This is a genomic window from Aestuariibacter sp. A3R04, assembly GCF_018860805.1.
GTDB lineage: Bacteria > Pseudomonadota > Gammaproteobacteria > Enterobacterales > Alteromonadaceae > Alteromonas.
Map to the genome: position 1 here is coordinate 1,336,740 of NZ_JAHKQR010000011.1, position 26,816 is coordinate 1,363,555.

At 47.9% G+C, this 26,816-nt stretch carries 22 protein-coding genes; 8 read left to right on the plus strand and 14 right to left on the minus strand.

From position 1 onward, the window contains the following. Window positions 1-159 precede the first annotated feature (159 nt). A complete protein-coding gene (locus tag KO518_RS15380) occupies window positions 160-459 on the minus strand; it encodes a 4a-hydroxytetrahydrobiopterin dehydratase (protein ID WP_216026669.1) in 300 nt (99 codons plus the stop codon). A gap of 344 nt (window positions 460-803) precedes the next feature. On the opposite strand from KO518_RS15380, the gene KO518_RS15385 reads away from it, so the two are divergent. From KO518_RS15385 to hemN, 4 genes are all read left to right on the plus strand, one after another. Further along, window positions 804-1,724, plus strand: a complete 921-nt coding sequence (locus KO518_RS15385) for a mechanosensitive ion channel family protein (RefSeq protein ID WP_216026670.1) — start codon at window positions 804-806, stop codon at window positions 1,722-1,724. Window positions 1,725-1,953: 229 nt separating this feature from the next. Next, the gene (locus tag KO518_RS15390) at window positions 1,954-2,349 is read left to right on the plus strand and encodes a DUF3718 domain-containing protein (protein ID WP_216026671.1); all 396 of its coding nucleotides are present in this window, start codon (window positions 1,954-1,956) and stop codon (window positions 2,347-2,349) included. Between the two features lie 440 nt (window positions 2,350-2,789). After that, window positions 2,790-3,065: a hypothetical protein gene (locus KO518_RS15395; protein WP_216026672.1), complete on the plus strand. Its 276-nt coding sequence runs from the start codon at window positions 2,790-2,792 to the stop codon at window positions 3,063-3,065. A gap of 286 nt (window positions 3,066-3,351) precedes the next feature. Further along, a complete protein-coding gene (gene hemN / locus KO518_RS15400) occupies window positions 3,352-4,722 on the plus strand; it encodes an oxygen-independent coproporphyrinogen III oxidase (protein WP_216026673.1) in 1,371 nt (456 codons plus the stop codon). Here the strand turns inward: hemN and KO518_RS15405 are convergent, their stop codons facing one another. From KO518_RS15405 to moaB, 7 genes are read right to left on the minus strand one after another with little or no spacing between them, the layout of a single operon-like run. Continuing rightward, complete coding sequence (locus KO518_RS15405; RefSeq protein ID WP_216026674.1) at window positions 4,723-5,736, minus strand: ATP-binding cassette domain-containing protein; 1,014 nt, start codon at window positions 5,734-5,736, stop codon at window positions 4,723-4,725. Continuing rightward, the gene (gene modB / locus KO518_RS15410; RefSeq protein ID WP_371742339.1) at window positions 5,724-6,401 is read right to left on the minus strand and encodes a molybdate ABC transporter permease subunit; all 678 of its coding nucleotides are present in this window, start codon (window positions 6,399-6,401) and stop codon (window positions 5,724-5,726) included. The genes KO518_RS15405 and modB overlap by 13 nt, the downstream gene beginning before the upstream one ends. Next, the gene (modA, locus tag KO518_RS15415; protein WP_216026676.1) at window positions 6,391-7,173 is read right to left on the minus strand and encodes a molybdate ABC transporter substrate-binding protein; all 783 of its coding nucleotides are present in this window, start codon (window positions 7,171-7,173) and stop codon (window positions 6,391-6,393) included. Before modA ends, modB begins: the two co-directional genes overlap by 11 nt. Beyond that, window positions 7,174-7,653 carry a molybdenum cofactor biosynthesis protein MoaE gene (locus KO518_RS15420; RefSeq protein ID WP_216026677.1) on the minus strand — a complete coding sequence of 160 codons (480 nt, stop codon included), beginning with the start codon at window positions 7,651-7,653 and terminating at the stop codon, window positions 7,174-7,176. Further along, window positions 7,654-7,902 (minus strand): MoaD/ThiS family protein, encoded by a 249-nt coding sequence (locus KO518_RS15425; RefSeq protein ID WP_216026678.1) that lies wholly within the window; start codon window positions 7,900-7,902, stop codon window positions 7,654-7,656. It lies immediately after the preceding gene. Next, complete coding sequence (gene moaC / locus KO518_RS15430) at window positions 7,899-8,384, minus strand: cyclic pyranopterin monophosphate synthase MoaC (protein WP_216026679.1); 486 nt, start codon at window positions 8,382-8,384, stop codon at window positions 7,899-7,901. Before moaC ends, KO518_RS15425 begins: the two co-directional genes overlap by 4 nt. Beyond that, window positions 8,384-8,893: a molybdenum cofactor biosynthesis protein B gene (gene moaB, locus KO518_RS15435; RefSeq protein ID WP_216026680.1), complete on the minus strand. Its 510-nt coding sequence runs from the start codon at window positions 8,891-8,893 to the stop codon at window positions 8,384-8,386. The genes moaC and moaB overlap by 1 nt, the downstream gene beginning before the upstream one ends. A gap of 120 nt (window positions 8,894-9,013) precedes the next feature. Between moaB and KO518_RS15440 the strand changes: the two genes are divergently transcribed. Then, window positions 9,014-9,784: a molybdopterin-synthase adenylyltransferase MoeB gene (locus KO518_RS15440; protein ID WP_216026681.1), complete on the plus strand. Its 771-nt coding sequence runs from the start codon at window positions 9,014-9,016 to the stop codon at window positions 9,782-9,784. Further along, the gene (locus KO518_RS15445) at window positions 9,781-10,896 is read left to right on the plus strand and encodes a succinylglutamate desuccinylase/aspartoacylase family protein (RefSeq protein WP_216026682.1); all 1,116 of its coding nucleotides are present in this window, start codon (window positions 9,781-9,783) and stop codon (window positions 10,894-10,896) included. The genes KO518_RS15440 and KO518_RS15445 overlap by 4 nt, the downstream gene beginning before the upstream one ends. A 46-nt stretch (window positions 10,897-10,942) precedes the next feature. Here the strand turns inward: KO518_RS15445 and KO518_RS15450 are convergent, their stop codons facing one another. Continuing rightward, complete coding sequence (locus KO518_RS15450; RefSeq protein WP_216026932.1) at window positions 10,943-13,291, minus strand: zinc-dependent metalloprotease; 2,349 nt, start codon at window positions 13,289-13,291, stop codon at window positions 10,943-10,945. Window positions 13,292-13,616: 325 nt separating this feature from the next. Here KO518_RS15450 and KO518_RS15455 point away from each other — a divergent pair, with 325 nt between their 5' ends. Further along, the gene (locus tag KO518_RS15455) at window positions 13,617-14,648 is read left to right on the plus strand and encodes a hypothetical protein (RefSeq protein WP_216026683.1); all 1,032 of its coding nucleotides are present in this window, start codon (window positions 13,617-13,619) and stop codon (window positions 14,646-14,648) included. Here the strand turns inward: KO518_RS15455 and recD are convergent. The 3 genes from recD to recC are packed head-to-tail and all read right to left on the minus strand — an operon-like array spanning window position 14,630 to window position 23,396. Further along, complete coding sequence (gene recD, locus KO518_RS15460; protein ID WP_216026684.1) at window positions 14,630-16,513, minus strand: exodeoxyribonuclease V subunit alpha; 1,884 nt, start codon at window positions 16,511-16,513, stop codon at window positions 14,630-14,632. The genes KO518_RS15455 and recD overlap by 19 nt on opposite strands. Next, entirely contained in the window at window positions 16,510-20,094 is a 3,585-nt protein-coding gene (recB, locus tag KO518_RS15465) for an exodeoxyribonuclease V subunit beta (protein WP_216026685.1), read from the minus strand. The genes recD and recB overlap by 4 nt, the downstream gene beginning before the upstream one ends. After that, on the minus strand, window positions 20,091-23,396 hold the full coding sequence (gene recC / locus KO518_RS15470; protein ID WP_216026686.1) for an exodeoxyribonuclease V subunit gamma: 3,306 nt from the start codon (window positions 23,394-23,396) through the stop codon (window positions 20,091-20,093). The genes recB and recC overlap by 4 nt, the downstream gene beginning before the upstream one ends. A 488-nt stretch (window positions 23,397-23,884) precedes the next feature. Between recC and KO518_RS15475 the strand changes: the two genes are divergently transcribed. Then, window positions 23,885-24,538, plus strand: coding sequence for a dUTP diphosphatase (locus KO518_RS15475; RefSeq protein WP_216026687.1), 654 nt, complete (start codon window positions 23,885-23,887; stop codon window positions 24,536-24,538). Between the two features lie 22 nt (window positions 24,539-24,560). Here KO518_RS15475 and KO518_RS15480 read toward each other — a convergent pair whose 3' ends face one another. Together KO518_RS15480 and KO518_RS15485 are read right to left on the minus strand one after the other, a co-directional pair. Continuing rightward, window positions 24,561-24,947 carry a hypothetical protein gene (locus KO518_RS15480; RefSeq protein ID WP_216026688.1) on the minus strand — a complete coding sequence of 129 codons (387 nt, stop codon included), beginning with the start codon at window positions 24,945-24,947 and terminating at the stop codon, window positions 24,561-24,563. 93 nt (window positions 24,948-25,040) lie between these two features. Continuing rightward, window positions 25,041-26,714: an AMP-binding protein gene (locus KO518_RS15485; RefSeq protein WP_216026689.1), complete on the minus strand. Its 1,674-nt coding sequence runs from the start codon at window positions 26,712-26,714 to the stop codon at window positions 25,041-25,043. Window positions 26,715-26,816 lie beyond the last annotated feature (102 nt).

Sequence of the window (26,816 nt, forward strand, 5' to 3'; positions counted from 1 at the left end):
ACTGCTCCATCCCGCGTCCGTATTACTTCTCAGCTTGCGCTTGAGAGGTGCGTATTATACATAGGCGCTTTGTCTTAGCAAGGCCTGACTAGCACAATATTGCATTTTTTTGACCACATGAACAATAAACCAACAAAACGCAGAAATAACCAGCACCCGTCAGTGAAAGCTATCCATTTTCTTCGCTAGTTTTATGTCTTTTTCCGATATCCCTCCTGCATCATGGGTAGTGAGGACAACATCCACCTTGTTATAAACGTTAAACCATTCGGGATGATGGTTTAACTTCTCCGCCCAAATCGCAACTTTAGTCATCCAGCCAAAAGCATCAACAAAATGCTTAAAGCGAAATGTTTTACACAAGGTGTCGTCTACTAGTGTCCACTTGTCATCTTCCGGTAGGTCAGTATTAAGTGAATCAAGCGCCGCTTGGCACTCAGCTTGGGTATATCTAGCCATCGTTATTCTCTACCTTTTCTTGCCTTTTGATTACTTTGAATTCAAATGCATCTTTACTCAAGTATTCACGAAACACTTGCGTCTGCACCGCGGACGGAGAAGTTTACGGATCAACTGACACGCCGAAACCCAGTGCAGGACTGATAGCGGCTTACTTCCCCAAACCGTCCATCGCCCCTATGATGTCCTTTTTCCATAAACGTGAAAAAATTTCACACTTTTATCCCTTCTCATTGTTAAATTTCGCTTAAAAGCCAATAAATACAGTAGAGTAAACACCGAGTCGTTTTGGTTCGAATTTTGATGTAACCATACCATCAAAAGTAACTAGCGGCCGGAGCATCATGGAATTTCCCCAAATCGATAAAGTTTACGCCCTCATAAATGAAAAGCTGCAAACGTGGTTGGAAAGCAGCATTAAACATTTACCCAATATTGTGGTGGCCATCATTATTGCCATTGGCTTTGGGATTCTGGCCAATGTAATAGGGAAAGGAGTGCGCCGGGTACTCACTCGCACCTTTGAATCCAAACAGATTGCGGAATTACTCACCTCCATTGTAAAAGCGGGGGTCATTTCTGCAGGTATTTTTATTGCCCTTGATTTTGTCGGGCTTCAGGGCACTGTGACTTCACTTCTCGCTGGTGCTGGTATAGTAGGCCTTGCTATTGGTTTCGCATTCCAGGATCTCACTGAAAACTTTATTGCTGGTATCGCCATGGGGATCAGAAAGCCTTTTGAAATTGGCGACGTAATAGAAGCTGATGGTGTTTTTGGTAACGTGGAAGCCATCAACCTGAGAAATACCCTGGTCACCACATTTTTTGGTCAGCGAGAGATCATTCCCAATAAAATTTTGTTCAGAAACATTCTCACAAATTACAGTGTACTGGGTGTGCGTCGCTTGGAAATACCTGTTGGCATATCCTATGCCGATAGTCCAGAGCAAGCCAGGGAAGTAATTGTTACCGCATTGAACGACAAAAAATACGTCATTAAAAAAGATGAAACTAATGTATACGCTGAATCATTTGGTGACAGCAGCGTAAAACTGCTGGTGTGGTTTTGGATTGCCTACCCTGGAGAATTCAATTTTATGGAGGTGCGTCACGATGCCATTGTAACAATCCAAAACGCGTTGAATGAAGCGGATATATTAATCCCCTTCCCCATCAGAACACTCGATTTCGGTGCTAAGGGGGGCGAAAAACTCAATGATATGTTGTCGCAAAAGGAAAGGTCCAGTCCGACGAAGAAAACCTGACCTATGAGTGAACATTGTTCATGTTTGAGGGCGTAAGCCATGATGATAAAGCGTTGCTCTATACTAACGTGGTATCTGTAGCACCCCTCAGTTGCAGTTCACCTGCGACCAAAGTATAAGTCTGTATACCAAAGTATTATCGCTATTCTTTTCTCATCGTTATTTTTTTTGTTTAATTAAACCCGAACAAACAACACAACTTTTTAAACAACTATTCGAGGAATTAACCATGTTGAAAATTGTTAAGACTTCTTTTGCAGTAGCAGCAATGGGTTTAGGTTTTACTGGCGTAGCGCAAGCTAACATCAACGACGCACTGGCTAACATTTGTACAATCGTACAAGCTGATGACAAGGGTGAGCTGCGCAAAAAGATTCGACTTGTAGAGTCTGACTATCGCTTAAAGCTGCGTGATTACTACTCTGGCATTTCATGTGGTGGTAATAGTCTAATCAGAACAGCGATTTTGAACAACGCTGTTGAAGCAGGTACATTGCTGGTGAAAAAGATGCCAAAAAATGACCTGACAGCTCCTGAAAAAGATGGCAAAACACTTCAGGCATGGGTTTCTGAAGGTGGTTACCAAGACAACCCTATCGCAGGTGAATTGGCCAAACGCCTCTAACACTCTGCTCTCCATATTTCAAAAACCATTTCAACATGGTAACGGGTGAAAACCCGTTTACAAAAAGCGGCGGTAACGCCGCTTTTATCTATTAATAAAAAAATCAATCACTTAAAATAAGAGTTTGGGTATCCCGTAAAATACCAAATATATGGTTTTCACGACAGTTCCACTGAGGTACCTCCTATTAAAATTCTGCTGGCAACCCCGTTCAACATGGTATGTGGGTTTACCCACGTTTGGCGCTTCACTGCGTGGAGCGCATTTTTTACACAAACGAAAACTCGCAACTATTTGAAAAATAACAAATTTAGAAAATTTCTGTATTATTTTATATACTTTGGTATTACTCTCGTATTTCCCTTCATCGAGGTTTTAAATTGTAATAGCTATATAGGCAATTACGCCGACGCACGTCATTCTTTGAAGGAACCAAAACAATGAAAATAGTAAAGACAGTAGCAGCAATACTTCCCATACTGATTTCATTCGGATGTTTAGCGACACCAGCAGAACACGATGGTGGAATGACAGTAGATACTGCATTGCAAAAGAAAGCACGCCAATCAAAACAGACTGCATTGTATCCATTGTACAACGACGTAAAATCCACAACTCACCAAAGTAGTGAGCAGCAAGCGACACGCGGCCAACACAATAAACCCATGCTGTTAAAATCACTACCCAGTGCCTTGCTTGCTCGTCCTCAGCGCTAGTTTCGTCAAAACAAAAAAGGTGTAGACCTTTCATCATGGTAAGCAGGGCCCCCCCTGTACCTCCACGGCTCCGTAAGGAGCCGTTTTTTATTGCTTGCGAACAAACTACACGCCATTCACTGATGAATCACAGGCCGTTTTAGGCAGAGTTAAGCTCGTTGTTCAGCAAAACAGACACACCACCTAAAAGTGCCCATAATTACACATCTTCATTGAACGAGATCAATACACTCGGCGCGCCATACCCCTACACTCGTGATTCTTTAGTCAATATCGAGTGTATTCAATGTCTGTGCAAAGTCTATTCAATGAACCGCTGTTAAATAAATACAACATAAACGGTCCACGCTACACATCCTATCCCACAGCATTGGAATTTGGACCTCTCACCCAAAAGCTTCCACTCAAAGACGCGTTTGTACAATCGCAGCAACAGGCTCTGTCGTTATATATCCATATCCCTTTTTGCCATCAGTTGTGCTACTACTGTGGATGCAATAAAGTTGTTACCCGTCACCAGGACAAAGCCGACCGCTATTTGGATTACCTGGAAAAAGAAATTAGACAACTCCCTGTTTGTGCAAAAGCACCTCCTGTCAAACAAATTCACCTAGGAGGGGGATCGCCAAGCTTTCTTACACTTGCTCAACATACGCGATTAATCGCCCTGCTCACCACTCATTTCTCAGTAGAGAAAGGTGCACAAAAGAGTATCGAAATTGACCCAAGAGGTGTTACCACCGAATACCTTAGCGGCCTATCTAAACTGGGATTTAACCGTGTGAGCATTGGCGTGCAGGACACCACTGAAAAAGTTCAGGAAGCTATAAATCGGGTGCAGGACACTTCACACATTGCAACATTGGTAAAACACGCAAAGCAACTTGGCATGACATCGGTAAACCTAGACTTAATTTACGGTTTGCCCCACCAAACGCTTTCGAGCTTTACCGAAACGCTGAGCCACGTACTCACCATGCGACCACAGCGAGTGTCATTGTTCAGTTATGCCCACTTGCCTGCGCGCTTTGCTGCACAAAGAAAGATTGATAACGCTTGGCTGCCCCAAGCGCAAAGTAAAACGGCACTGATGAAGCTGGCCATGGAAACGTTAAATGGAGCCGGTTACGAGCTCATTGGCATGGACCATTTTGCCCTTCCTGACGATGAACTCGCAAAGGCACAGCGCAGTGGCACACTGCACCGAAACTTCCAGGGGTACACAACCATGGGCGATCTGGATTTGCTGGGCTTAGGCGTATCGTCCATAAGCGCAGTAGGCCCGGCTTACCTGCAAAATCCGAAAACACTGAATGATTATTACAGCAAACTGGACGAGGGCAAACCTAGTCAGCATCACGGCTGTTTTCTCTCTTCAGATGACCAAATAAGACGCTACATCATTCAACAACTTATGTGTAATTTAGCGCTCAGCGTCAACGACGTAGAAAACCGTTTTGCGATTAATTTTGCCAATTATTTCAAAGAAGAACTGACTGAGCTACAGGCGTTTGTAGACGACGGACTATTAACCGTAACGCCTCACGCGATTTTCGCAACCTCTAGCGCTCGGCTTTTGATTCGGGTTATCGCTATGACATTTGATGCGTACCTAGCCAGTAAGAAAAATCTACACCGGTATTCCCGGGTTATTTGATCACCTGAGCTTAAACCTGGCCGTGACGGCTTCTCCTGGAGTAAAGCCCAACCTGTCCTGAGAGAGCTGACTTATGAGCGCGAATAGCCGTTGATGACCGGCTTTGAGCGTAACCATGACTTGCCCTTCCCGGGGCTCAGAAACGTGTTCCACGGAACAGGGTATACTATTCACTATGGAGGACGACAGTGCGGCCTCACGGTCTATACTGACATCCCTGGCATCTACAGTTAACGTAGCGTTGTTCCCTTCAATATAAGGGTGGCGAGCATAAATATGGTAGTGCTCACAACTAATTTCATAGCAAGCATGGGCACTAAGTGTTGCTGATAGATGCCCTTTTAACACTGAAAATGGAAATTCAAACTCCGAGGCCTCTTCGGTAATGGCTGCAATTACCTCCCCGGCCCTCCCCTGATGGATCATGGCTCCACGTTCTAACCAGGCCATATACTCACAATACAATGCCAATTCCCTAAGGTCATGGGATACCATTAGCACGCGCAACCCTTTGGCAGCTAACGAAGACAAATACCGCAAGACACTGTGTTTTAGCTTGCTGTCCATGGCACTGACGGGCTCGTCCAGTAACAGAATATCGGGTGAATTAAGCAAAGCTCTGGCAATCGCCACTCGCTGAGCCTCTCCGCCTGATAGCGAATCTGGCATCCGCGTCATCAGGTGACTGCACTGACACCCCAATACCACCTCGTCGAAGTGATAGATTTGTTGACGGGCAAAATCCGCTGCCAAAAGCAGGTTTTGCCCCACAGACAAATGAGGAAAAAGCAGGCTGTCCTGAAACACCAGACCAACTCTGGCTTTGCCGGGCAGCGGGCCTCCCCAGCACCCACTAACACTGGCTTTTTTGTTCAGTCCGGCAAGACACCGAAGTAAAGAAGACTTACCAGCCCCCGAGGGGCCGCTCACTCCAATAAAATTTGCTTGTTCGGGAAAAGATAAACTGGCGTGTAATGCCAGTCCCGGCAATTCTGCTTTTACTAGGACTTCCATGCAGATACTCCGTTGCGGTTGAAGCGATACATGAGCCCCATCATGACAAAAGAAAATATCAGTAAGCCAAAGGCCAGAAGATGAGCACGACTGTAGTCAAGGGCTTCGACATGTTCGAATAACGCGATAGACAATACCTGAGTCTCTCCAGGAATGTTACCACCAATCATTAATACCACGCCAAATTCACCCACTGTGTGGGCAAAACTCAGTCCCAGCGCAACCACAAACGCTGGCTTGCAAATGGGCATAACGATGCGTCTAAAACAGGACCATTTTGACATGCCAAGCGTTCTCGCTACGTCTATGTAACGACTGTCCAACTGAATGAAACTGGCGTAAAGCGGTTGTACGGCAAATGGCAGCGAATACACGACAGAGCCAGCAACTAGGCCGGCAAAAGAAAAAGCGAGCTGCTCCCCCACCAGCGCTTGCCATAGTTGCCCGCCGATAGCGTTGGGGGAAAAAACGACGAGAAGATAAAACCCAAGCACAGTGGGAGGAAGTACCAACGGCAAGGCGACCACCGCCAATACCCAGTGCTTTGCTTTGTGCTTCCAACGAGAGAGTTTCCACGCAAGAGGAACCGCAATTAGCATTAAAATAATACTGGTTGCCGTTGCTAATTTTGCAGTGAGCAAAATGGCAGAAAGATCAGCGTCCAAAGCTACCTCCCTGCTGTTTTTTTGCAGCGCCATATCCCCAGTTTTTTAATCTGGACTGGACGTCTTTAGACAGTAAATACTGCATAAATCGACGCGCTGCATATGGGTGCTCCGCCCTTTTTACAATAACCATAGACTGGACGATCGGGGCATACCAGTGCGCCGGTGGAATGACGTAGTTGACTTCAGATTGCATGGCAAGAGACAAGGAAACAAAAGCGGCGTCGACATGCTCGGTTTGAAAATACTGCATCGCTTGCAAAACGTTTTGCCCCTTCACAAATCGGCGATTGCTATCTGGCTCCAGTTGGATAATTACAGATTGCGCGGCACTGCCGTAGGGTGCCAAGCGCGGGTTCGCTAGCGCAACAACGGCTTTTTCATTTTGCTCAAGAAAGTGTGCCACCGATGAGATCGGTGCACCGCGATAAACGAAGGCCAGCTTTCCTCTTGCGTAGGGTTTTAAATTTTGTCCGTCTGCTTTACCGTTTTTCACCAAAGCCTCTGGACGCACCGTATCTGCCGATAAAAAAACATCGAAAGGCGCACCGTGAATTATTTGCGCATAGAGCGCACCACTTGAACCTACAGTTATAACGGGTTTGATGTTGGTTTTGTTCTGAAATTCTGCTGCCAGCGCTTTTAAAGGTTGAGCAAAATTGGCTGCCACCGCAATGTGTACTGTATTTTGTGGCGATGCAGCCTGCGCAGATCCGATACACAGGAGCAGAAAACACGTCAATAAACCGTACACTCCGTTTTTCCACTTCACTCAACGCGACTCCTTTGTACCGGACGCTTCCTGCAACCACTTCATTGCAGCCAATTCGTCAGTGTGCTTCTTGTGTACCCAAACGCCCCTGCCTCCTTGGTATTCTTTTTTCCACAAAGGAACTGATTGTTTAAGCATATCCATCATATAACTTGCCCCATCAAACGCGGCCTGCCGATGGTAAGCACTGGTACCGACCCACACTATCACCTCGTGATTGGCAATATCACCGACCCGGTGCACAATGCCCGCATTCAGCAAGTCGAAGCGAGTGTTGGCCGCACAAAGCAACTGGTTGAGGGCTTTTTCTGTCATCCCTGGATAATGCTCCAGATGTATACCGTCGATACACCCAGCGTGATTAAAATCTCTGACCAACCCACAAAAGGTTACAATAGCCCCTGCGTTAGTGCTGTGTTCGTGTAGTCGGTTTTGATATCCGTTAATATCAAGCGTGTGCTGACAAACATCAACGAACATTTAACCTCCTGTTACCGGTGGAAAAAACGCCACTTCGGTGCCGTCGGATACTAATGTATTGTCATCAGAAACAGCTTGCTCCACAGCACATAGCACACCGGATTCAAGCACTTCACGCCACAGGGCCGATCGCTGACTCAACAGCTCCTTTATTTCGCTGACGGTAGCCGTTGGTGTCGACAACGACAAGGTAAAAGTATCCTCGCCGGTAACCTCTCTGACCTGTGCGAACGCTCTCACTGTAATCATGCTTGTTCCTCCGCTAGCCACAGGCCGTTTTTGCCCCCTTCTTTTCTCACAACGCGCACATTTTCTATACACATTGCCGGATCGATGGCCTTACACATATCAAACAGAGTTAACAAGGCAATATTAACCCCGGTGAGCGCTTCCATTTCGACGCCGGTTTTGCCCGTTACTTTGCACAGACAAGTAACCTTTATACGCCCCGATTTTGCTTGGACGTCAAACTGAATGTCTACTTTCGTTAAGGGTAAAGGATGGCACAGTGGAATTAGGTCGGCACACCGTTTAGCCCCCTGAATACCAGCCACTCGAGCGACGGCAAACACATCCCCTTTCATTACGGTTTCAGTGGATATCGCACTAAGCACCGCGTCAGAGACCTTTATATAACCTTCAGCTAATGCAGTGCGAAGGGTATCGCGCTTACCAGACACATCCACCATGTTAGCCTCTCCTTGGTCGTTTAAATGACTGAGCGTCGTCATTACATATCTCCCGTAAGATGTTTAACAAAGTTGCAAGGTCGATAGTTGGCATCCAGTTGTGAGCGAATAATACCATCCCAAGCCGTTTTACAAGCACCAGTACTACCTGGCAAACAAAAAATAGCAGTGTTGTTCGCAAACCCGGCTATCGCTCTGGATTGAATGGTTGAGGTGCCGATTTCCTGATAACTAATATGGCGAAACAATTCACCAAAACCGTCTACGGTTTTGTCAAACAATACGGAAATGGCCTCAGGAGTAGAGTCTCTGTGGGTAAAGCCGGTGCCACCGGTGATGAGTATTGCATGAATATCTTTCCTGGCTATCCAGGCCGATACAATCGCCCGTTGATCGTAGATATCGTCTTTAACCAGTGTTCTGTCTGCAAGTGTATGACCACTTTCGGATAGAGCACGTACCAGATAATCTCCCGATTTATCTTCATCCAGTGTGCGGGTGTCTGAAATGGTTAATACGGCAATATTTAATGCTACAACTGAAGACGGCATGGTGTTTCCTGAGAATTAAATCAAACGCGGCGAATCGCTTTATTTATGATATGTTACACGTAATATTGTTGTCTCTATATGTTCGCCTAGAGCCATTACGCTGTTTACGTGTCCCATACTATGCCAGATACACTAACGCATACTCAAGCAATGCGATATAACCGGCAGATAGTTCTGCCTCAAATAGACCTCGATGGTCAGGAAAAAATTTGCCGCGCCAAAGTATTAATTATTGGCATGGGCGGTTTGGGTACCGCCGTTGCACAAAGTCTCTGTGGCAGTGGCGTAGGCAACCTCACCCTGGTTGATGATGATGTTGTCAATGCTACGAATTTACCCCGACAGTGGTTGTATTCAGACAACCAGTGCGGCATGCCAAAAGTAGCCGCGGCAAAAGAAAAACTGGCCATGATCAATCGGGAATGCGTTATCGACACCGTCGATGAACGATTAACTAAGCCCGCTCTGCAGGCCCTCTCTGAATCACACCAGGTAATTGTTGATTGTACTGACAATCTCGCGGCCAGACGACTGAATAACGAAGTGAGCTGGCAAACCAACACACCGCTGGTAAGCGGTGCCGCTGTTCGCTTTGAAGGGCAACTGTTCGTCAGTATCCCTCACACAAAAATGCCGTGTTATGGCTGCCTTGAACAACGTTTTACCCAAACTGAACTCAGTTGTACCGAAACCGGTATATTGTCGCCAGTGGTATCATTAATTGGCGTTAGTCAGGCACAATTAGTCCTACAGATATTGACTGGGTTTGGTGTGTTGCCCGTAGGTAAGCTCACCGTTTTTGACGGCCTGCATTTCCAATGGCACAGTTTTACCATCCCCCCAAACGCACACTGCCAGGTGTGCCAAACTCAACCAGCAGAACAGCTATGACAACACTGACAAAATCTCACATGGTGGTGGCACAAAACGCCTCTGGCAGAAGCATGAATGTGCCTGTTTACAGACTCAAAGGCAATATTCCCGGCCCAACCATTTACATTCAGAGCTCGATTCACGGTGCTGAAGTTCAAGGCAACGTGGTGATTTATCATTTAATCCAAGCATTGCAAAAGCAAGTTATCGCAGGCGAAATAATCCTCGTGCCCAACTGCAATCCCGTTGGTACAAACATCAAAGCCGGCGAATACACGTTGGGGCGTTTCGATCCCGTCAATGGTACTAACTGGAATCGTGGCTATTTCTTCGATGCTGAAAAAGTAAAAGACTTTGCCGATACCGTTCAGCCGGAAGACAACATTGATGAAATAAGGCAACAGTTTCGCGCGTACTGGGCAGCGTGTATTGAAGAAAAACTGGCGTCCCCCTGGGGATTAGGGCTAGCGCAACAGCTCAATCTCAAGTTGCAACGCTTGGCCGTGTCTGCCGATGCCGTACTCGACTTACACAATGGGCCCGTATCTACCAGGCATATATACATACCTGAATTTGCCAAAAACGCTGCTCGCTTGTTTAATTTTCCTCACTGTATCTTTATTCCCAACGTGTTCGCCGGTGCGTTAGATGAAGCGACATTTTGTCCGTGGTGGACCCTGCAAGAACACCTTGAGAGCAGGTTTGGCCGGCCCTATCACTTTGACGTCGTGGGTTTTACCCTGGAAATGGGCAGCCAGGAAGTCATTAAGTTTTCTGAAGGGGAAATTGATGCAGCCAGCATACTTTGTTATCTCGCTGCCAAAGGCTGCTTGCCCGAAGGCTCCCACCAGCCAAAAGAGATGACGCGCATTGGCGTGGACTTGTCTGATTACAAAACCTTGTACACCGACTGGGGTGGCATGGTGGAATACTGTGCTAAACCCGGTGAAAAAGTGAAAAAGGGACAAGTCATGGCCCGCGTGTTGAACATCGATGAATTAGACAACGAAGCCGGTAGCTTTGATATCACAGCACCGTGTGATCTTATTCCCATGTTGCACTTTCCCTCTGCATCAGTACTCAGTGGTACCCAGTTGTACAAAGTGTTTACCCAATATACTGAAATTTAAATATACGGTAAAAAAAACGGTCCCCAAATGGCGACCGTTTTTACTGTTAAATTGGTGAACCAGGAGGCAGTGCTTTGGCTTCGAACCCGCCTACCCATTCACCTGTTTCAAAATATAGCTCTAGCTGTTGATGAAGCACCTCGGCGCCGGGAAGTTTTCCCTTGTCATCCAGCCAGTCACTCAATTTAAGCAACGCACTGTCCATTGACAACTTCGCTTCTGGTGCCAGCTCTTTGGAAGTCACGGCTGTCATGACCGCATTTAACGCCACCAGCCTTAACCTGGCGTTAACTCCGTATTCCGCTTGATTTTTCTCATACCAGTGTTGGGAAAAAATTCGCTCTACCACGTCACCTGGCGACGGAATTCCTCGGACCTGAGCCGACTGCCACATGAGTCTGTTTAACCGTTCCGGATGCAACAATAACGTAAAACTGAAATTCGCCGCTGCTTCCGCAGCACTGACAGGGTCAAACGCCAACCCCATGCGGCTATTAAATTGCTCGCGGGTAACGTCATCACCAAAGGCTGTGGGCGGAATTAACTTAAGTAATTCATCGGGAAAGCGCAAAAACTCAGGTGACGTAGCCTGCAGTAACTTCTTCACCGCCCGCTTTTGTTGCTCACCGGCTACGGGCTGCACGCCTTTGGGCGTTGGATAGTCGCCCTTTCTTTCATACTCATACACCAGTCCGCCTACCTGCTTCGCTACCGCCTCTAACTGATACCTGTGTAACAGGTAAACCGGCACAAGGGTATCTTCCAGCGACGAGAGGCTCGCTCCAGGCGCAATACTAGTTAACCCAAACTTCTCGAGTGCCAGACTGCGAATAGAGACTATTTCGTCGAAAGCATCAAGCGGGTCCTTGCCATTATCCCACATGTGACCATTGCTGGACGGATGGTGTGCTGCACGGGTATCCCAGTCGTTTTTAAACGCAATCCCCGTATCGCGGGTTGCTGCAATGAGCGCTGCGAGCCCTTCTGCTTCCGCTTCTGGACTGGCGTAGTCCTGGTATCCGTAAGCGATAGTGTGCATGTCCCACTCTCCCATGCCTGTATCATAGGCATCATCCAACACGATTTTTCCGCGCTTGATACTCATTTTGGGATGGGGATAATCCATCACGGATTCACGGCCGTTTTCACTGGCAGCAAAGTTATGTGCGATTCCCAGCGTATGACCCACCTCGTGAGCAGAAAGTTGACGTATACGGGCCAATGCCATCTCCCGCTGAGCGTCTGTGGTTTGCTCTCCATCGTAAGGACTGGTTAGCCCGAGGGCGATGAGATAATCTTGACGAACACGCAAAGAACCCAGCGTTACATTACCTTTAATGATTTCACCAGTACGGGGATCTTTCACGGAAGAACCGTAAGACCAACCGCGAGTTGCGCGATGCACCCAGTTTATCATGTTATAGCGAATATCCATTGGATCTGCACCTTCCGGCAACACCTTCACCTGGAACGCATTGTCGTAGCCAATAGCTTCAAACGCATCATTCCACCACAGTGCGCCCTCTTTCAGGGCGCTCATGACTGGCTCGGGCACACCGGGGTCCAAGTAATAAATAATGGGCTCAACAGGTTCACTTTTCTCCGCGTTCACGTCTTTTTTATACAAGCGATGACGGGTAATAAACTTAACTTCCGTGGACTCAGTAATTGCCGTAGCGTAATCAAAATATCCTCGCTTCCAATAGCCTGAATAAGGGTGATATGCCCTTGGGGTATAGTTGTCATCGGGTAGTTCAATAAATGCATGGTGCAAATGCACCGTGATACTTTTTGGGGCTGGTGTCACCTGCTGTACGTACTCGCCTGGTTTTGTACCAGCAAAGGTTACGATGGATTCTAATTCCGTATTTTTAGGGAAAGCTCTCGTTCGCGCCATGAACACTGCCGAGCGCGCGGGATCCGCTTTAAAGTTCCCTTGTTTTCGGCGGGCAAGCCGGTCGCCTACTCCATGTACGTCGCTGAGCAGATACGGCGTGTAGTCGATAACTACCTCATCACCAGACGCAGCTTTAACTGAAAACCCGGCCAGAACAGAATCGGCAAAGGCTTCATCAATACTCGCTTGTTCTGAGGTATTGGCTGTCTCAGAACGGTAGCGGGTATTTAGCGCTTTCATTAATACTTTATTGCCATGCCGTTCAAATTTAATCACCTGGGTCATTCCCAACTGACCGCGATCAAGGCCAATATCATTGGAGCCGACGCCCTGTGGCAAACTGGTGAGTAAAAGCATTTCGGTATCCAGCTTGTTAATGCGCAGATAAATTTTATCGCTGGATTCGTCGTAATAAAAAGGGATATAGCCATCGTAGGCAGACATTGATTGAGTGAATTCAGACACAGACGGCTGGGCCGCCCATACTTGGCTGCACATGAGCAGCAGGATCAGCGTTAGGGGTTTACGCAAAGTGAGTTCTCCAATTAGATTCCTTCAAATTGTGTCGTGAGTGAGCGTTATTTTTTGAACAATACTGACAATCTGCGGTTTGTTCAGGATTATTATTATGTGTGCAGACGTGGTTTTAACTTACCCCGATTAAGCCGTGCGATGCAAATTATCTCGTCTAACCGAAACTTACCTGCGACAAACCCCTTTGCTTGGGCTGATACAAAGTCCGGTTGATCTGCGTCAACGCGAACAAAATCACAAACACTATGCTTGTTTATCATTCCATTGCTAACAGGCTGAATAGCAGCAGATGAAAACATCACTGAAAGAAAAATGTGTGAAAGAAGGCGGCCTATACCACATTTACAATGTGTCAAACACTAAGGTGCCAGACACCCCTCAAGATCTCGTACAGGCGTTGCCAGGACCCACGGTATTTCACGTTGACGGTATTCTATCAACAAGCGTGGTGATCACCGCCCTAATAAGGGGAAACGAGCCCCATGCCTTAGGTTCACTGTTGACCTTACTGCAAAATCAAATCACACCGGCTTTTAGTATGAAGGTCATCGTTATCTCTGTTGACGCTGCCCGCCGGTCTCCCGTGCTGTCCCGCCCTTATTTGCCGGGAAGTCGGGACCTGAATCGTTGTTTCCGTGAACCTTTTTTATATCAGCCTCATCATGGGGCTCACGATATTTTGCAATTTATCGAAACCGTAGACCCGGATTGTGTTATTAATTTTCACGACAACCCCGTTTCTGCCACGCCGCTGGCAATGGCATGCAAAAATACTGACAAACATCGCGGCCTTGCATCGTATTTTTGTCGGGAAATGATGTATTGCCCGTATTCCACAGGTGCAATAACCAACCTACCGGTTTCCTGCCCTGTCATATCTGTTTATCTACCCGTAAATTTTGCGCCCGCCGGAAGCAGTACTTTTTACCAGCGCTTGCTAGCAATGTGGCAGCACTACCCTCAAAATATGGAAGGAAACGCCATAGCCGTAATCCCCACTCCCAAAAGACTGGAATTAAAACGCAGTGCAGATTTGGCTTTTGCAGACAAACCCGTCTTCGGGGTGAGTTGCACGCTAACCAGTGAATTACAGGATTTCGACAGACGAATTTTGTCTCCCGGCGACGTCATTGGTTGGGTAGACCACGACCAGCTTAAACATTTTCGCGTCGTGGGAGACAAGGGCACTGAGCAGGCCGAACAGTTTTTCTGCGCCAACGACAATTGTCTGAAAGTCATCACGCCTCTAAAACTATATATACTTGCGTTGCATCCGGATATTGCGAAATCGGATTGCTTATTTTACTTCTCATCTGTGTGATTCGAATACCACAAGGCCTCAACCCGCTGAGCCAAGCCGGAAAACCGTGTTGATTTAATTGCCAGAATATCGGCAATACGCACTTTATCCCCCACCAACAAACAGCCATTTTTCGCTCGCGTCAAGCCCGTGTACAGTAACTCTCTGGTAAATAAGCGCTTCGCTTTTCCCGATGCCTCCGGCATCCAGATGACCACCTGCTTAAATTCGGACCCCTGTGATTTGTGGATAGTCATGGCATAGACAGTCTCAACCCGCGGTAACCGAGACAAACTCACTTTACGCAATGTTGTTTCTGCCGTTTGAAAATACGCCCGTAATACACCGTCATCGTCCTGCCAGATTACGCCGGTATCACCATTGAAAAGCCGCTGGGTATAATCATTTTCCATCACCATTATTGGTCTGCCGTGATAGTGTGACTGTCGGAAAACACGCTGATTTGAAAGGGATGTTTCAACCAAATTGTTCAACGCTTCCACACCATGCGCCCCCTGACGGGTGGGCGTCAGCCATCTACATTCCGCAATCGCCATCAGTGCCTCCCCTGGCGTCGAAGCCTTTAGTAAAGGAGAAAAACTCTGTTTAGCCAATTCACGCAGCGCCGTTGAACTCGTTGCCGAAGTCAACCACACGGCATTATTTTCAAACAGGTTTCCCGACGATACTTCCCAAGGCACAACAGACTTATCGATGGCAGAAACATCCCCCTGACGAATGGCTTCGGCCACTTCGGCAAGTTTGCCACTAAAACGTCGGCTGATCTTAAGAGAAAACACAGTGTTAATACTGCGCTCGTTTACCTGAATTGGTGGTAAGTGCGGACATAGCCGCAACAAATGTGTATGCAGCGCACCGGTAATCTCTGTCAAGTGTTCCTCGCTGCTACCAGCTAGCGCTTCAAGGACGTTGCCAGACTCTACCGCGGGCAATTGATTGACATCTCCCACCAAATACAAATGCGCATGGGAGGGCAACGCCCGTATCACCCGGGCCATAAGCGCCAAATCAACCATCGATGCTTCGTCAATGATCAACACATCACAGTGAATAGGGTTGTCCTGGTGGTATTTTGGTTGCAACTGCACAGGACGCATGCCCAGCAACCGGTGAAGGGTTTGAGCCTGAGTCGTTATACGCGTTTTATATGCATCTACGCACGGTGCAGTGATTGCCGCCAAACTGTTACTTACCGACTCAGTTAGCCGCTGTGCAGCTTTTCCCGTAGGCGCGGCCAAACGGATATTCAGCGGTGCTGAAGCGGCCGCTTGCAAAGCGATTAAGAGCCGTGCCACAGTATAGGTTTTCCCCGTGCCTGGCCCGCCATTAATCACCGCAAACTGACGGGTAATGGCACATGCCGTCGCTATCTGCTGCCAGTCCTGCTCCTCGTGAGTTGAGCAATCGAATAAGTGGGGCCACACACTGCGCAGTACATCATACTGTTTGTCGTCAAACGCAATAGTTTTAAGTCTTCGAGCCACCCCAGCCGCCACCTCTTTTTCAAACACCTGATAGCGACTCAGGTATAGTTTGTAAGGCTCATAAATGAGAGGCTCAACTTCCGCAGACCCGGTGGCCAACGCCGTCGCCGTATCAGCAAGTACCGTTAGCGACGGAAACGTATAGCCAGCCTTGTCACTTTCTTCATTGGCAAACCATGTGGACCCGGCAATATGCTCGAGATCGAGACAGGTATGCCCATGGCGCAAATGCCACGACAAAGCCACAATAAGATAAAACGCCACGTCATCCGTCAGCATCTCCTTTTTTACTTCATGCTGTTGGCACAATGTCTGCGCCAGGTACACGTCGATGGCTTCCACATCCGACAACTGCCGGTTTACTTCTTCCACAGTTTTCATTTTTGCATCTCATTGTATTCGCAGCGAAAAACCTCATCAAGTGTGAGCAAATCCTCAACGCGTATGGACGCGAAGCTCACCCCTTCCCCATTGTTGTTCTTTGGCGACATACCCCTGAGATACAAGTAGTAAACGCCGCCGAAATGCACGTCGGGCTGATAGTCAGGTAAAGACACTTGCAAATAGCGATGTAACGCCAGCGAGTAAAGCAAATATTGCAAATCGTATAAGTGTTGCTGATTACTGCGGTTTAACGCATCCGGATGATAGCGCTCAAAACGGTTCCCAAGGTGGGTCGATTTGTAATCGGCGACATAAAATTTGCCGTCGTGCTCAAAAATGAGATCAATAAACCCGTGCATCATCCCTTGCAACTGCGGTCTGGCAATGTTTGGCACCGGCAATGCAGCTTTCCCAGATAACGCCTCGCGATGAGCTGTTAACAATCGCTTTAACTGCCACCAATTGGCATGCTCCACTGGAAAATAAAACTCGGCTTCCCGCAAGGTGCGGGGCTTTTCCAGTGAAGAAAGAGTCAACCCCGGTTGTAGTGGCGTATCGAGTACTTCACTGAGCCAGTCAGTAAGGGCATCGTAATTGTCATCATCCAGAGCCAATCGCGCTTTCATATCTCGGTAAAGCTCCCAGTCAGGAGCGGTGAAATCGGTTAATTCCAGGATGTCGTGCAGCAAATTGCCCGCTCTGGCGCCTTTCTCTAGGGTAAAGCGCGCTGGAAGATCTGCTGGCGATACAGGCTCAGCGATATCGTCGAGAAACTCCTCATCTCGGTGCGTGTGCTTTACAGATAATTGTTGACGGGTGAGCGCGCTAAAGGAATACAAACGCCAGACATCCTTAACGTCAGCTGTAAAACGAGCCACGCTTAACGCCGCCAACTCAGCTTGTTCTGGAGGCACCGATGATGAGACCGGCAATGGCGTAGAATTGAGATATCCGGTGTGTGACTGTCCGTTTTCCGACATCAGTTGACTAAGTTTTGCTTGCCAATCGTAATTCTCATTTACGTTCACGGCGCGGGCAATAGCAGAACGATGGCTGTCGTTGAACGGACCAATCCCTAAATAACAACGATAGGCAGCCCGGGTAACCGCCACATACAGCAACCGCATCGATTCCGCTTCCGCTTCTTCGCGCATGCGATTTTCCCCGTCAGCGGTTTTATCGAGCCTAAGCACCTGCTGTTTAGCCTCGTTATCGTAGTAACGATAAAACGCAGCTTCTTTATTTCCGTGTTTAACGGGGTTTCGATAGCTGCTGGCAAAAGGCACAAAAACCACCGGATATTCAAGCCCTTTGGAGCCATGCTGTGTCACTATCTGAATAAGTTGTGCATCGCTTTCCAAACGTTGTGTTAGTTCATCAGAGCTTTGAGGATCGTGGATCTGACGATGTAACCAAAGTAACAGCTGCTCTGGCTGAGGTGTCACGGTGGCCGTTTTTTCCAGAGCTTCAGCCAGATGAAGATAGTTGGTTAAATGCCGTTCAGTATCGGCATCTACAGGTGTGTAATACTTGCGCACCAGTTCCAGTATCAGAGCCATGCAGCCCTGTGTTACCCAAATTGTACGCAACTCGTTGACCCTCAGCATACAGGTCTCCCAAAGCACGTCATCCTGACTGTGCAGCATGGCGACCATTTCTGCATGGGAGTAACCGAGAAGTGGACTGGTGAGTGCTGCTGACAACCGTTGTACCTGTTCACTGTGCCATATTCCATCCAGAACACGGTATAAATCCGCAGCATCTGACGATGCAAAAAGGGGTGTACTACCACTGAGGTACACCGCACTTAGCCCCACTTTGCCAAGTGCGTCTTTTACCACATCGGCTTCTTTGCCCGTACGAACGAGGATCGCTATATCTGCTGGCAGCAGTGGCTTGTCATTAAGGGTAGCCTCACTCAGCAGGCGCAGAACTTCATGACTCATCCACTTCGCCAGAGGCCGAGCAACTTGTTCGAATGCCACTGACGCGCCCTCCTCTTTAGGATGGATCACGTAAGTTAAGGCCCCCCGTTGTTGGGGATCGACAAATCGCTGCTTGGCGGCCTTCGCAAGAGGAGTGGACTTTACCGGTTCGTAGTGAATATCGAAGCCAAAGACATCTCCTCCCCCTTCTTCCTGTGGACCGCCAAAAAAGAGCCGGTTGTAAGCGTCCACCATACTTGCTACCGAACGCCAGTTTGTGTCCATCACCCAACGGTAAGTCGCTTCTCTACCGGCTTCCAGATATGTGAATATGTCACCGCCCCTGAACCCGTAAATGGCTTGCTTAGGATCGCCAATCATCATCAGCGCTGTGTCATCACTGTGACTTGGGTAAATACCAGACAAAATACTGTACTGATGAGCATCTGTATCCTGAAATTCGTCAATCAACGCGACAGGAAATCGCTGGCGAAGGGTTTCAGTAAGTGCACGGTTTCCACTCGATACCTGTTTAGCCAGTAAACGGATTAGATCATCAAAATCCACTACTCCGAGTTTTCGTTTGGCATTTGCGACATGTTGTCTTATGTAGTTAAATCCTTGACAAAGTAGCCGATAACGAGCAATTTCGTTTCGTTTTTTTTCCCGCGCTGCAGCCAAACGAACCGGCGTGTTTTTTATGTATTTGGCCAACTCGACGACGGGTTTCAACCACTTTGCCAACCGCGCTTTTTCCGGATGTCTGGAATAACGCGCCGCATTGCAAAAACTCAATGCCTCCTTTTCTGGCTCAACGACCTCTTTAGCTCGCAGCCAGCCCATCAGCGCCCGCCATTCACCTTCGCGCTTTTGACGTTCTTTTGGTGCCTTGGGCTCAACAAGACAGGATGCAATAGCCGGGTATGCCCCGTCGAGTTCCTCATACCTGTCTGCCATTTGTTCTTGAACTGACCCGGTAAACTCCGCCATTTCTCTTTCAAAGTCAGTGTCTATGGCCTGGATGTCTTGATAGACAGGGTCGAGGCCACTTTGCAGCGCCTGGGCAAAAGTAGACAAAAACAATTCGGGTACATGCCACCCTTTTTCCAGCAACATCCCGTATTGCTCAGAATCGACAGCAATTTTGCGTATCCAGTCTCCAGTTGCCTGCTCCCATAGCCCACTGGTGTCAGTTTCCAGATTTACCGACATAGGCGTACCGCTATTAAACGCCAGTTCTGTCATGACCTTGTTACAAAAGCCGTGAATGGTGAACACCGACGCTTCATCCAGCTCAAGTAATGCCGCCTGTAAAGCGGTCGCGCCTTCTTCTCCTGGCGCAAGTTGATAGAGAGCTTGAAACACCACATCACACTGCGCAAGTGAGGCCTCATCTTCCATTGCCGCCTTCCAAATCGACAATGCTTCACGCAAGGATGCGGCGATTCTACCTTTAATTTCCTCTGTAGCAGCTTTCGTAAATGTCATAATGAGGATCTGCTGAACGGAAAGCTTTTTCTCTATCAGCAACCGCAGAAAAAGACGGGTAATATTAAACGTCTTGCCGGTTCCTGCACTGGCCTCAATTAGATGTCTGCCCTTCAATGGCATGGCCAACACATCCAAAGGCCTGCTTTTGTGTGCACTATTCATGACACTTTCTCTTCTTTTTCACAGCCCAATAATGGCATGAGGATCTCTGCAATCGCATCGGCGGGAAAATCGTCCACCTGCAGGCCTTGAGGATAAAACCACGTGATATAGACATCGCTCTGAAGACTGTCTTTCATATAATCTGAAGACAGTTCGCCATCCCATGCAGCGGTTCCTTCTGGCGTTAATAGCCATTGTGTAAATCCACCGGGATAAGACGCGTCGTGATTTGCCGTATATTTTTTTAACAGTGCAAAGCCCAAGCTGGTAAAAACAGGAAACGGCACCGTCAGAATCTTTTCATACAGGGTCACAAAACGGGCCAAACGCTCTTCAGCAATAGTGGAAATCAAAGGTTCAAAACTCACTTTACGCACTTGAGCCTCACCTTTTACCCACTTGAGAAAAAAAACGTCTAACGGCAGGGAGTAACCTGCGGCATTAAAACACAACAACGTCAGATATTGCTCTACAAGACGCTTGATTGACTGACTGCCGTAGTGTAACAAACGCAGTTTATCCCCCCCTTGCCATGCTTGTGCCTGAACAGCTCCGGCAGAAGTGTCCACCACCACTTTGTTCTGCTGACCGTCAGCTATACCCAGCGCATTGACTAACGAGGTCGCCCCACTTTGCCACTCGACCATGCGCTGCTGGGTTAATGGCGTGTCCGGGTATTCCCCGGACAAAACGAGGTGCTGGCGCAGGCGTAGCGGATCCTGAGCGTCCAGCAGAGCGGCACACATTGAACTTACCGCTTGATAGCGAAGTAAAGGGTTATCATCAAATGGCTCAGTATCACTCAACAACGGCTGTTGCTGTTCAAGCCATACACCTAAGCGCTGATTAGCAAACGTTTTTAACGGGTGGTCAAACGCGCGCGCCAGTACCTGGGCCGTCAGCGTTTGCCATTCGCTGTCGTCATCGGTGGGACTAAAGGACGCAGGTTGCAACTGAGCTTTCTCGCGCAGTGCCTTAGCTAAGCGGAACCACCCCTTGTCAAAGCCAGGCCTGTCGCCGGTAAAATTATCCGGACTAAAGGGGTGTAATGCGGCCTGTTTTGTGCAGTTTCTTATCACACCATAGCCCTGGTTGAGCACATCCATAAACTCTGCTAATACTAAACTGGGTTCCCTGGCCGTGTTATCTTTGCTGTTTCTTCCCTGATAACTAAGGTACAAATGATCGCGCGCGGAGATAACCGCTTCAAGAAACAAGTATCGGTCTTCCAAACGCCTGGATCTGTCTCCTAACTTTCTGGGCTGCTGCGCCATCAAATCAATGCTGATAGGTGTGGACTGACGGGGGAATTCACCGTCGTTCAGCCCTAAAATACACACCACGCGAAACGGGATACTGCGCATGGGCAACATGGAACAAAAGGTAATTTGGCCTGTGAGAAAATGATTCGCTGCATCGGGTGTACTAAATTGCTTAATCAGCACGTCTCGCACCTGATTTAACGTCAACTCATCATCGAACCCCGCTTCGGCACAATGGGTTACAAAATCCGCGGAAGCACGGCTCAGGGCATCCCAACTACTTTGATCTTGCGAAGGTACTTCAAAACACGCGTTCTTCATTTGCTCGAGAAACACTTGCCACGCCTCCGGCGTTCGTTTCTGACGCATCTGTGACGTGAAATAAGACAATTGCTTCAACAGATGAATGAGCTTACCCAATACCACCATGTTCTGGCCTTCAACGTCCGGCACAGTAAGCAGACCATCGGTCACCATAGCGGTATCTTCCAGCGTCATACCCAACAACAGTCTTTTCAGCCCCCACTGCCAGGTGTATAAATCGGATGATGGCTGTTCAAGTGTGACAGATTTGTGCTCATTGTCCCGCCCCCAGTGCACATGGGCTTTCTGTAACCAAACGCTCATGATTTCCAAATCTGACGACGCTATACCAAATTTGCGTTGAATGGGTTCAAACCGCAGGTAATCCATAATTTTGGACACTTCGAAACGACTGTCCGGCAATGTCAGTAATTGTACAAAAGCGGCCACAAGGGGGTCGGCGTCCAGTGGCGAGCGGTCGGCTATTGAGCAGGGAAGCCTGGGCGTATCCTCATTCTCATCCTGCGCACTGCCCGCGCGCTGGAAAACAGCGTCTATGAAAGGGGCATAGTGCTCTATGGCTGGACACATCACCACAATATCTGCAGGTTTCAACGCCCCGTTTTGTGCATTCATCATACGCAACAAATGGTCGTGCAACACCTGAACCTCCCGAAGTTCAGTGTGTGAACTTACCACGGAAATACTGTGGTCGAGGGGAATACTTGTTTGAGATGGCAGAGGTGCCTCACCATGCAATATATCTTTCTGTAACCGCGACAGTAAAGTTTGGGGCTCCGGCCCACTTTCCGGCTCTTCGACGTCAAATGCCGCCACTTCATAGCTGGACAGAGGCGTCAACAAATTAAACAAGTCCCTTCCCTGCTGCCCGAGGTTAGCCAACAGTGGGTTGTCCTGTGCGGCCTGTGCCCACTTTGCGATCCCCTCCTCCCGCAAGAGTTTGGCCTGCTCTTTCTGGCTTTTAATATCGCCCCAGAAACTCACACTTGGATTTAGATGGAAAAGATGGATGTCAGTATGTCCAGCCAGCGCGTCCAGAAACTGAATAAGCTGAGGAGCCATGGTATTAATAGCAAAAACAATGACATTTTCCGGTAGTGTAGCGCCGGCGGTTTCTTCATTGAGGGCATTGATTGCCCGGCGATGTAAGCGCGCCGGATGGTTGGGCTGCTCGCTCACTAACATACGCCAAATTCGGCGCTGCCACAGCTCATCGTCGCTACCGGTATTCACCGTATCCCCCTCTTCCCAGGCAAAAAGCCACTGCGGCCTGTACAATAAATACTGTTCAAACACGTCCGCCACCGCAGTGGCGAGTTGCAAACGCTGAACGCTTGCTTCTTCTGTGTTATCAATTTGCTGCCAGTAACTACACGCGGGAGCACTGTCCGGAGCTGAACAAAAATCTGGATGGCGCAAAATTTTATCAATACGCCACACCAAGACTTCCCGCCGGTAGGGCGATTGTTGTGGTACTTCATCCCTTCCGAGGATCTCCCTCGCCGTATCCCACATAAATCGCACTGGCAGGGGGAAGCCCAGGTTCATTGCAATGCCCTGCTCCTTGGCCAGCGCCATGTTTAGCCAATGCTGCATTCCAGGACTTTCTACCAAGATAGTCTGAGAACGAAAAACAGGAGCAGGTTGTTGTTTTAACAGCGTTGATAGCAGAAAGCTGAGATGCTCAAGCTTATTTGACGGATAAAGCGCTAACAATGGTCACCCGAAAGATTGTGTTTTTTTCTATGTTAAGGGATAAATCTGGCGACTGCCAGAGAGGGTTGCGTTTAGCTGGAAATTTTCGAAAAAATGGCAGTGTGTACTTGATGTAAAAGAAAAAAACCCATACAGACCTCAGGACACGAAAAATCTGTATGGGTAAGGTTATGGGCTCACTCATGACAACCTATTCAGGCGTTGCCTGGCACCGGAATAGGTTAACGCCAAGAGAAAGCTCAAATAACACTTTTATCTTATTCATTCTGTGTGCCAACTTTATTTACGTTATTTTTCAATAACTTAAATATAATGAATTGTAATTTCAATAAAAGTGCACGACGATAATGGTGCAACCGCACCACAAATAAGCAGCTCAGCGATAGTTAGACGCATCATGCCACCCTAGATTAATCTGGCACGCCCCTTTTCTTTTGTATTCATCGTCCGATACAATTTGCACCTGAATGTACAACGGAAAATAGATCATGCTCAGCCAACAACAACTCGCAACGATGCTATCGTTGCAAAATAAAATGAACACAAAGGTCAATCCTCAGTGGCTCACTGCCGGCTACGGTTACCTGCGTGCCGCGATGGTTGAATCGGTGGAAGCCATAGACCATCATGGCTGGAAATGGTGGAAGGCACAAAAGAAGGATTTACCTCAACTGCAAATGGAATTAGTGGATATCTGGCACTTCGCCCTCTCTGCCAGCATTATTGACTACAAAGGCAATATACAGGCAACAGCAAATGCATTGTCTGCACAGCTCGCGCAATCGCAAACACAGGTAAACTTCGACGGTACCGATTATTTTCCCGATAAACAGTCACTGCTGGACAACCTGGAGCTAATGGCTGGGCTCTGTGCTGCCAAACGCTTCAGCGTACCGCTGTTTATGCGTATCGTTACCCAGTGTGAGATGACGTCCGACTCGCTGTTTCAGCAATATGTGGGCAAAAACGTACTGAATTTTTTCCGCCAGGATAACGGCTACAAAGAAGGGACGTACGAAAAAATATGGGCTGGTAAGGAAGACAACGAGCATCTGGTAGAAGTGCTCAGTACGCTGAATATTGAAGCTGCTGACTACAGCGAGCTGGTTTACGCAGGGCTTGCTCAACGTTATCCAGCATAACAGTCAACAGCTAAGTGAAACCCTAATTGCGCGTTTTAGAAATTGAATCAGCCATTGCCTGCGCTTTTTTACACGACGCAGGCTCATTCATGCTTTCAAACTGATCACAAGGAATGTTAATCATTTCCTGGAGGCATTCAGTGCCCGCGTCGAGTAATTCATCGTAATCGCTCATGGTGTCATCGGGTAACATGTTCGGCACATACTGTTGACACATTTGCGCTGACATACTATCGACCATCTGACGCATCTCCGGCGGTATGTTACCGCTCATTTGCTTCTCCATTTCCTCGTTGATACACATCTTCATTTTTTCGCAAAATGCGCCGGCGGCAGCTTCGTATTCGTTTAACCCCGCTAACACTGATGGACTGATCAATAACCACGCCACTGCGAATTGTTTTTTCATTTTTCGGCTTCCTTGCTTAGGTAAATTTGTTAGTGTTTTAAATCAAAAGGCGGTTACAATTTAACCACCTTCTTTGCAAAAAAGCCAATACAATCACATTGAAACCCACTCAACTTTAGCGTCATACTGAGCCAGTATTATCGATTTATAACGACTCTCCAGTACGTGCCGCTTAACTTTTAGCGTTGGTGTTAGCATGTCGTTCTCAATTGTCCACTCTTCGTCAACAACCACAATTCTATCGAGTTTTTGGTGGCTTTCTAAACAACTATTTAATGCGTCTAACGTACTCAACAGACGGGTGGTTAAATCTGCTCTCGGTTGCTTCAGCGCCTCTTCTCCTAATACCACCAGAGCGATAGGCTGAGGTAAGCCGGTGCCAACAACACAAACTTGTTCAACAGCGTCGTTTTCCATAATTCTCGCTTCGATAGGCGCGGGTGTGACATACTTGCCCTTCTCTGTTTTGAAAATATCTTTCAATCGCCCGGTAATAGCGATGTATCCGTCTTCATCTTTCTCACCTTTATCGCCTGTACGCAAGTAGCCGTCACTGGTAAATGCCTCTGCGGTTTTGCCTGGGTCAAGATAATAAGACACCATATTACAGGGTGATTTCACCTGGATCTCGCCGTCGTCCGCCACGCGAATGTCGACCCCCGGATACGGCTTACCGATTTTGCCTATCTTATCTTTTCTAAAAGGCACACAAGCTGTGCCATAGGCACAGTTTTCTGTCATTCCCCAGCCCTCGCTAATATTCACGCCTATGGCATTGAACCAAGCAATAATGGATGGCGCGAGAGGCGCTGAGCCACTGGCGAGTAAACGAGCTTCACGAAGACCAAGGCCGACTTGAATTTTCTTCTTAACCATTCCGCTGACAAATGGAATTTTCAACAATACAGAGAGTTTTCGCTGAGACATCTTAGCCAAAATGCCATGCTGAAATTTTGTCCATAAACGGGGAACCGATATAAACAGTGTCGGCTGACAATATTGAACGTCACGCTGAAATGTCTCCAGCGACTCCACAAAATAAATTTTCCCACCGGCGTAGCAACTCGCCAGTTCAACTAACACCCGCTCAGTGATATGCGCTAAAGGCAAATAGCTCATCATTCTGTCTGTTTGAGAGAAAGTCAGCGAATCAAGGGAGTTTGCTGCTGCCCAGCACACGGTTTTAAAACTGTGAACCACTCCTTTGGGTTCGCCGGTACTTCCAGACGTGTAGATGATGGTCATTATGTCATCCAAATCTCTGTCTGGGGAAGCATCAATGGCTGGACAATCTATAAAGGTATCCCACTGCCTTTCCATGGGAAGGTTCGGGTAAGGCAGCGCAACGGTGGGTAAATCTGCTGGAATCGCGGGCAGCTGTGCCGACGGGTTGTCGAGTTTACCGACAAACAACACCTGAATGTCGGCGTGGCGTATCACATAATTCAGAGTATCACTTCCAGCTGAAGCAAACACAGGCACAGAAATATGGCCCGCCATCATAATACCTAAATCAACAATAAACCACTCTGCACAATTTTTTGCGAACAGACCAACGCGACTCCCCGCGGGCAGCGCCATGGCCTGGAGCTGATAGGCAACGCGACGAGCGAGATCGGCAACCTCTGCAAAGGTGTATTCGCGGTAGCGCCCCTCAACGGGCTGTATTAAATAAACATCATCCGGACGATGAGACTCCCAGTGATACAACATGGCGAGTGGCGAACAGCGCACTTCGTGATTTTCTGAGACAGCAGTAGCATTCATCAGCGTTATTTCCCCTTCGTGCAGTAGCCTAAGCCCCGACTTTACATTTTTTTCACATAATAAATCTGGTAAGACCATCTTAAAAGTCATTTCACACCAAAG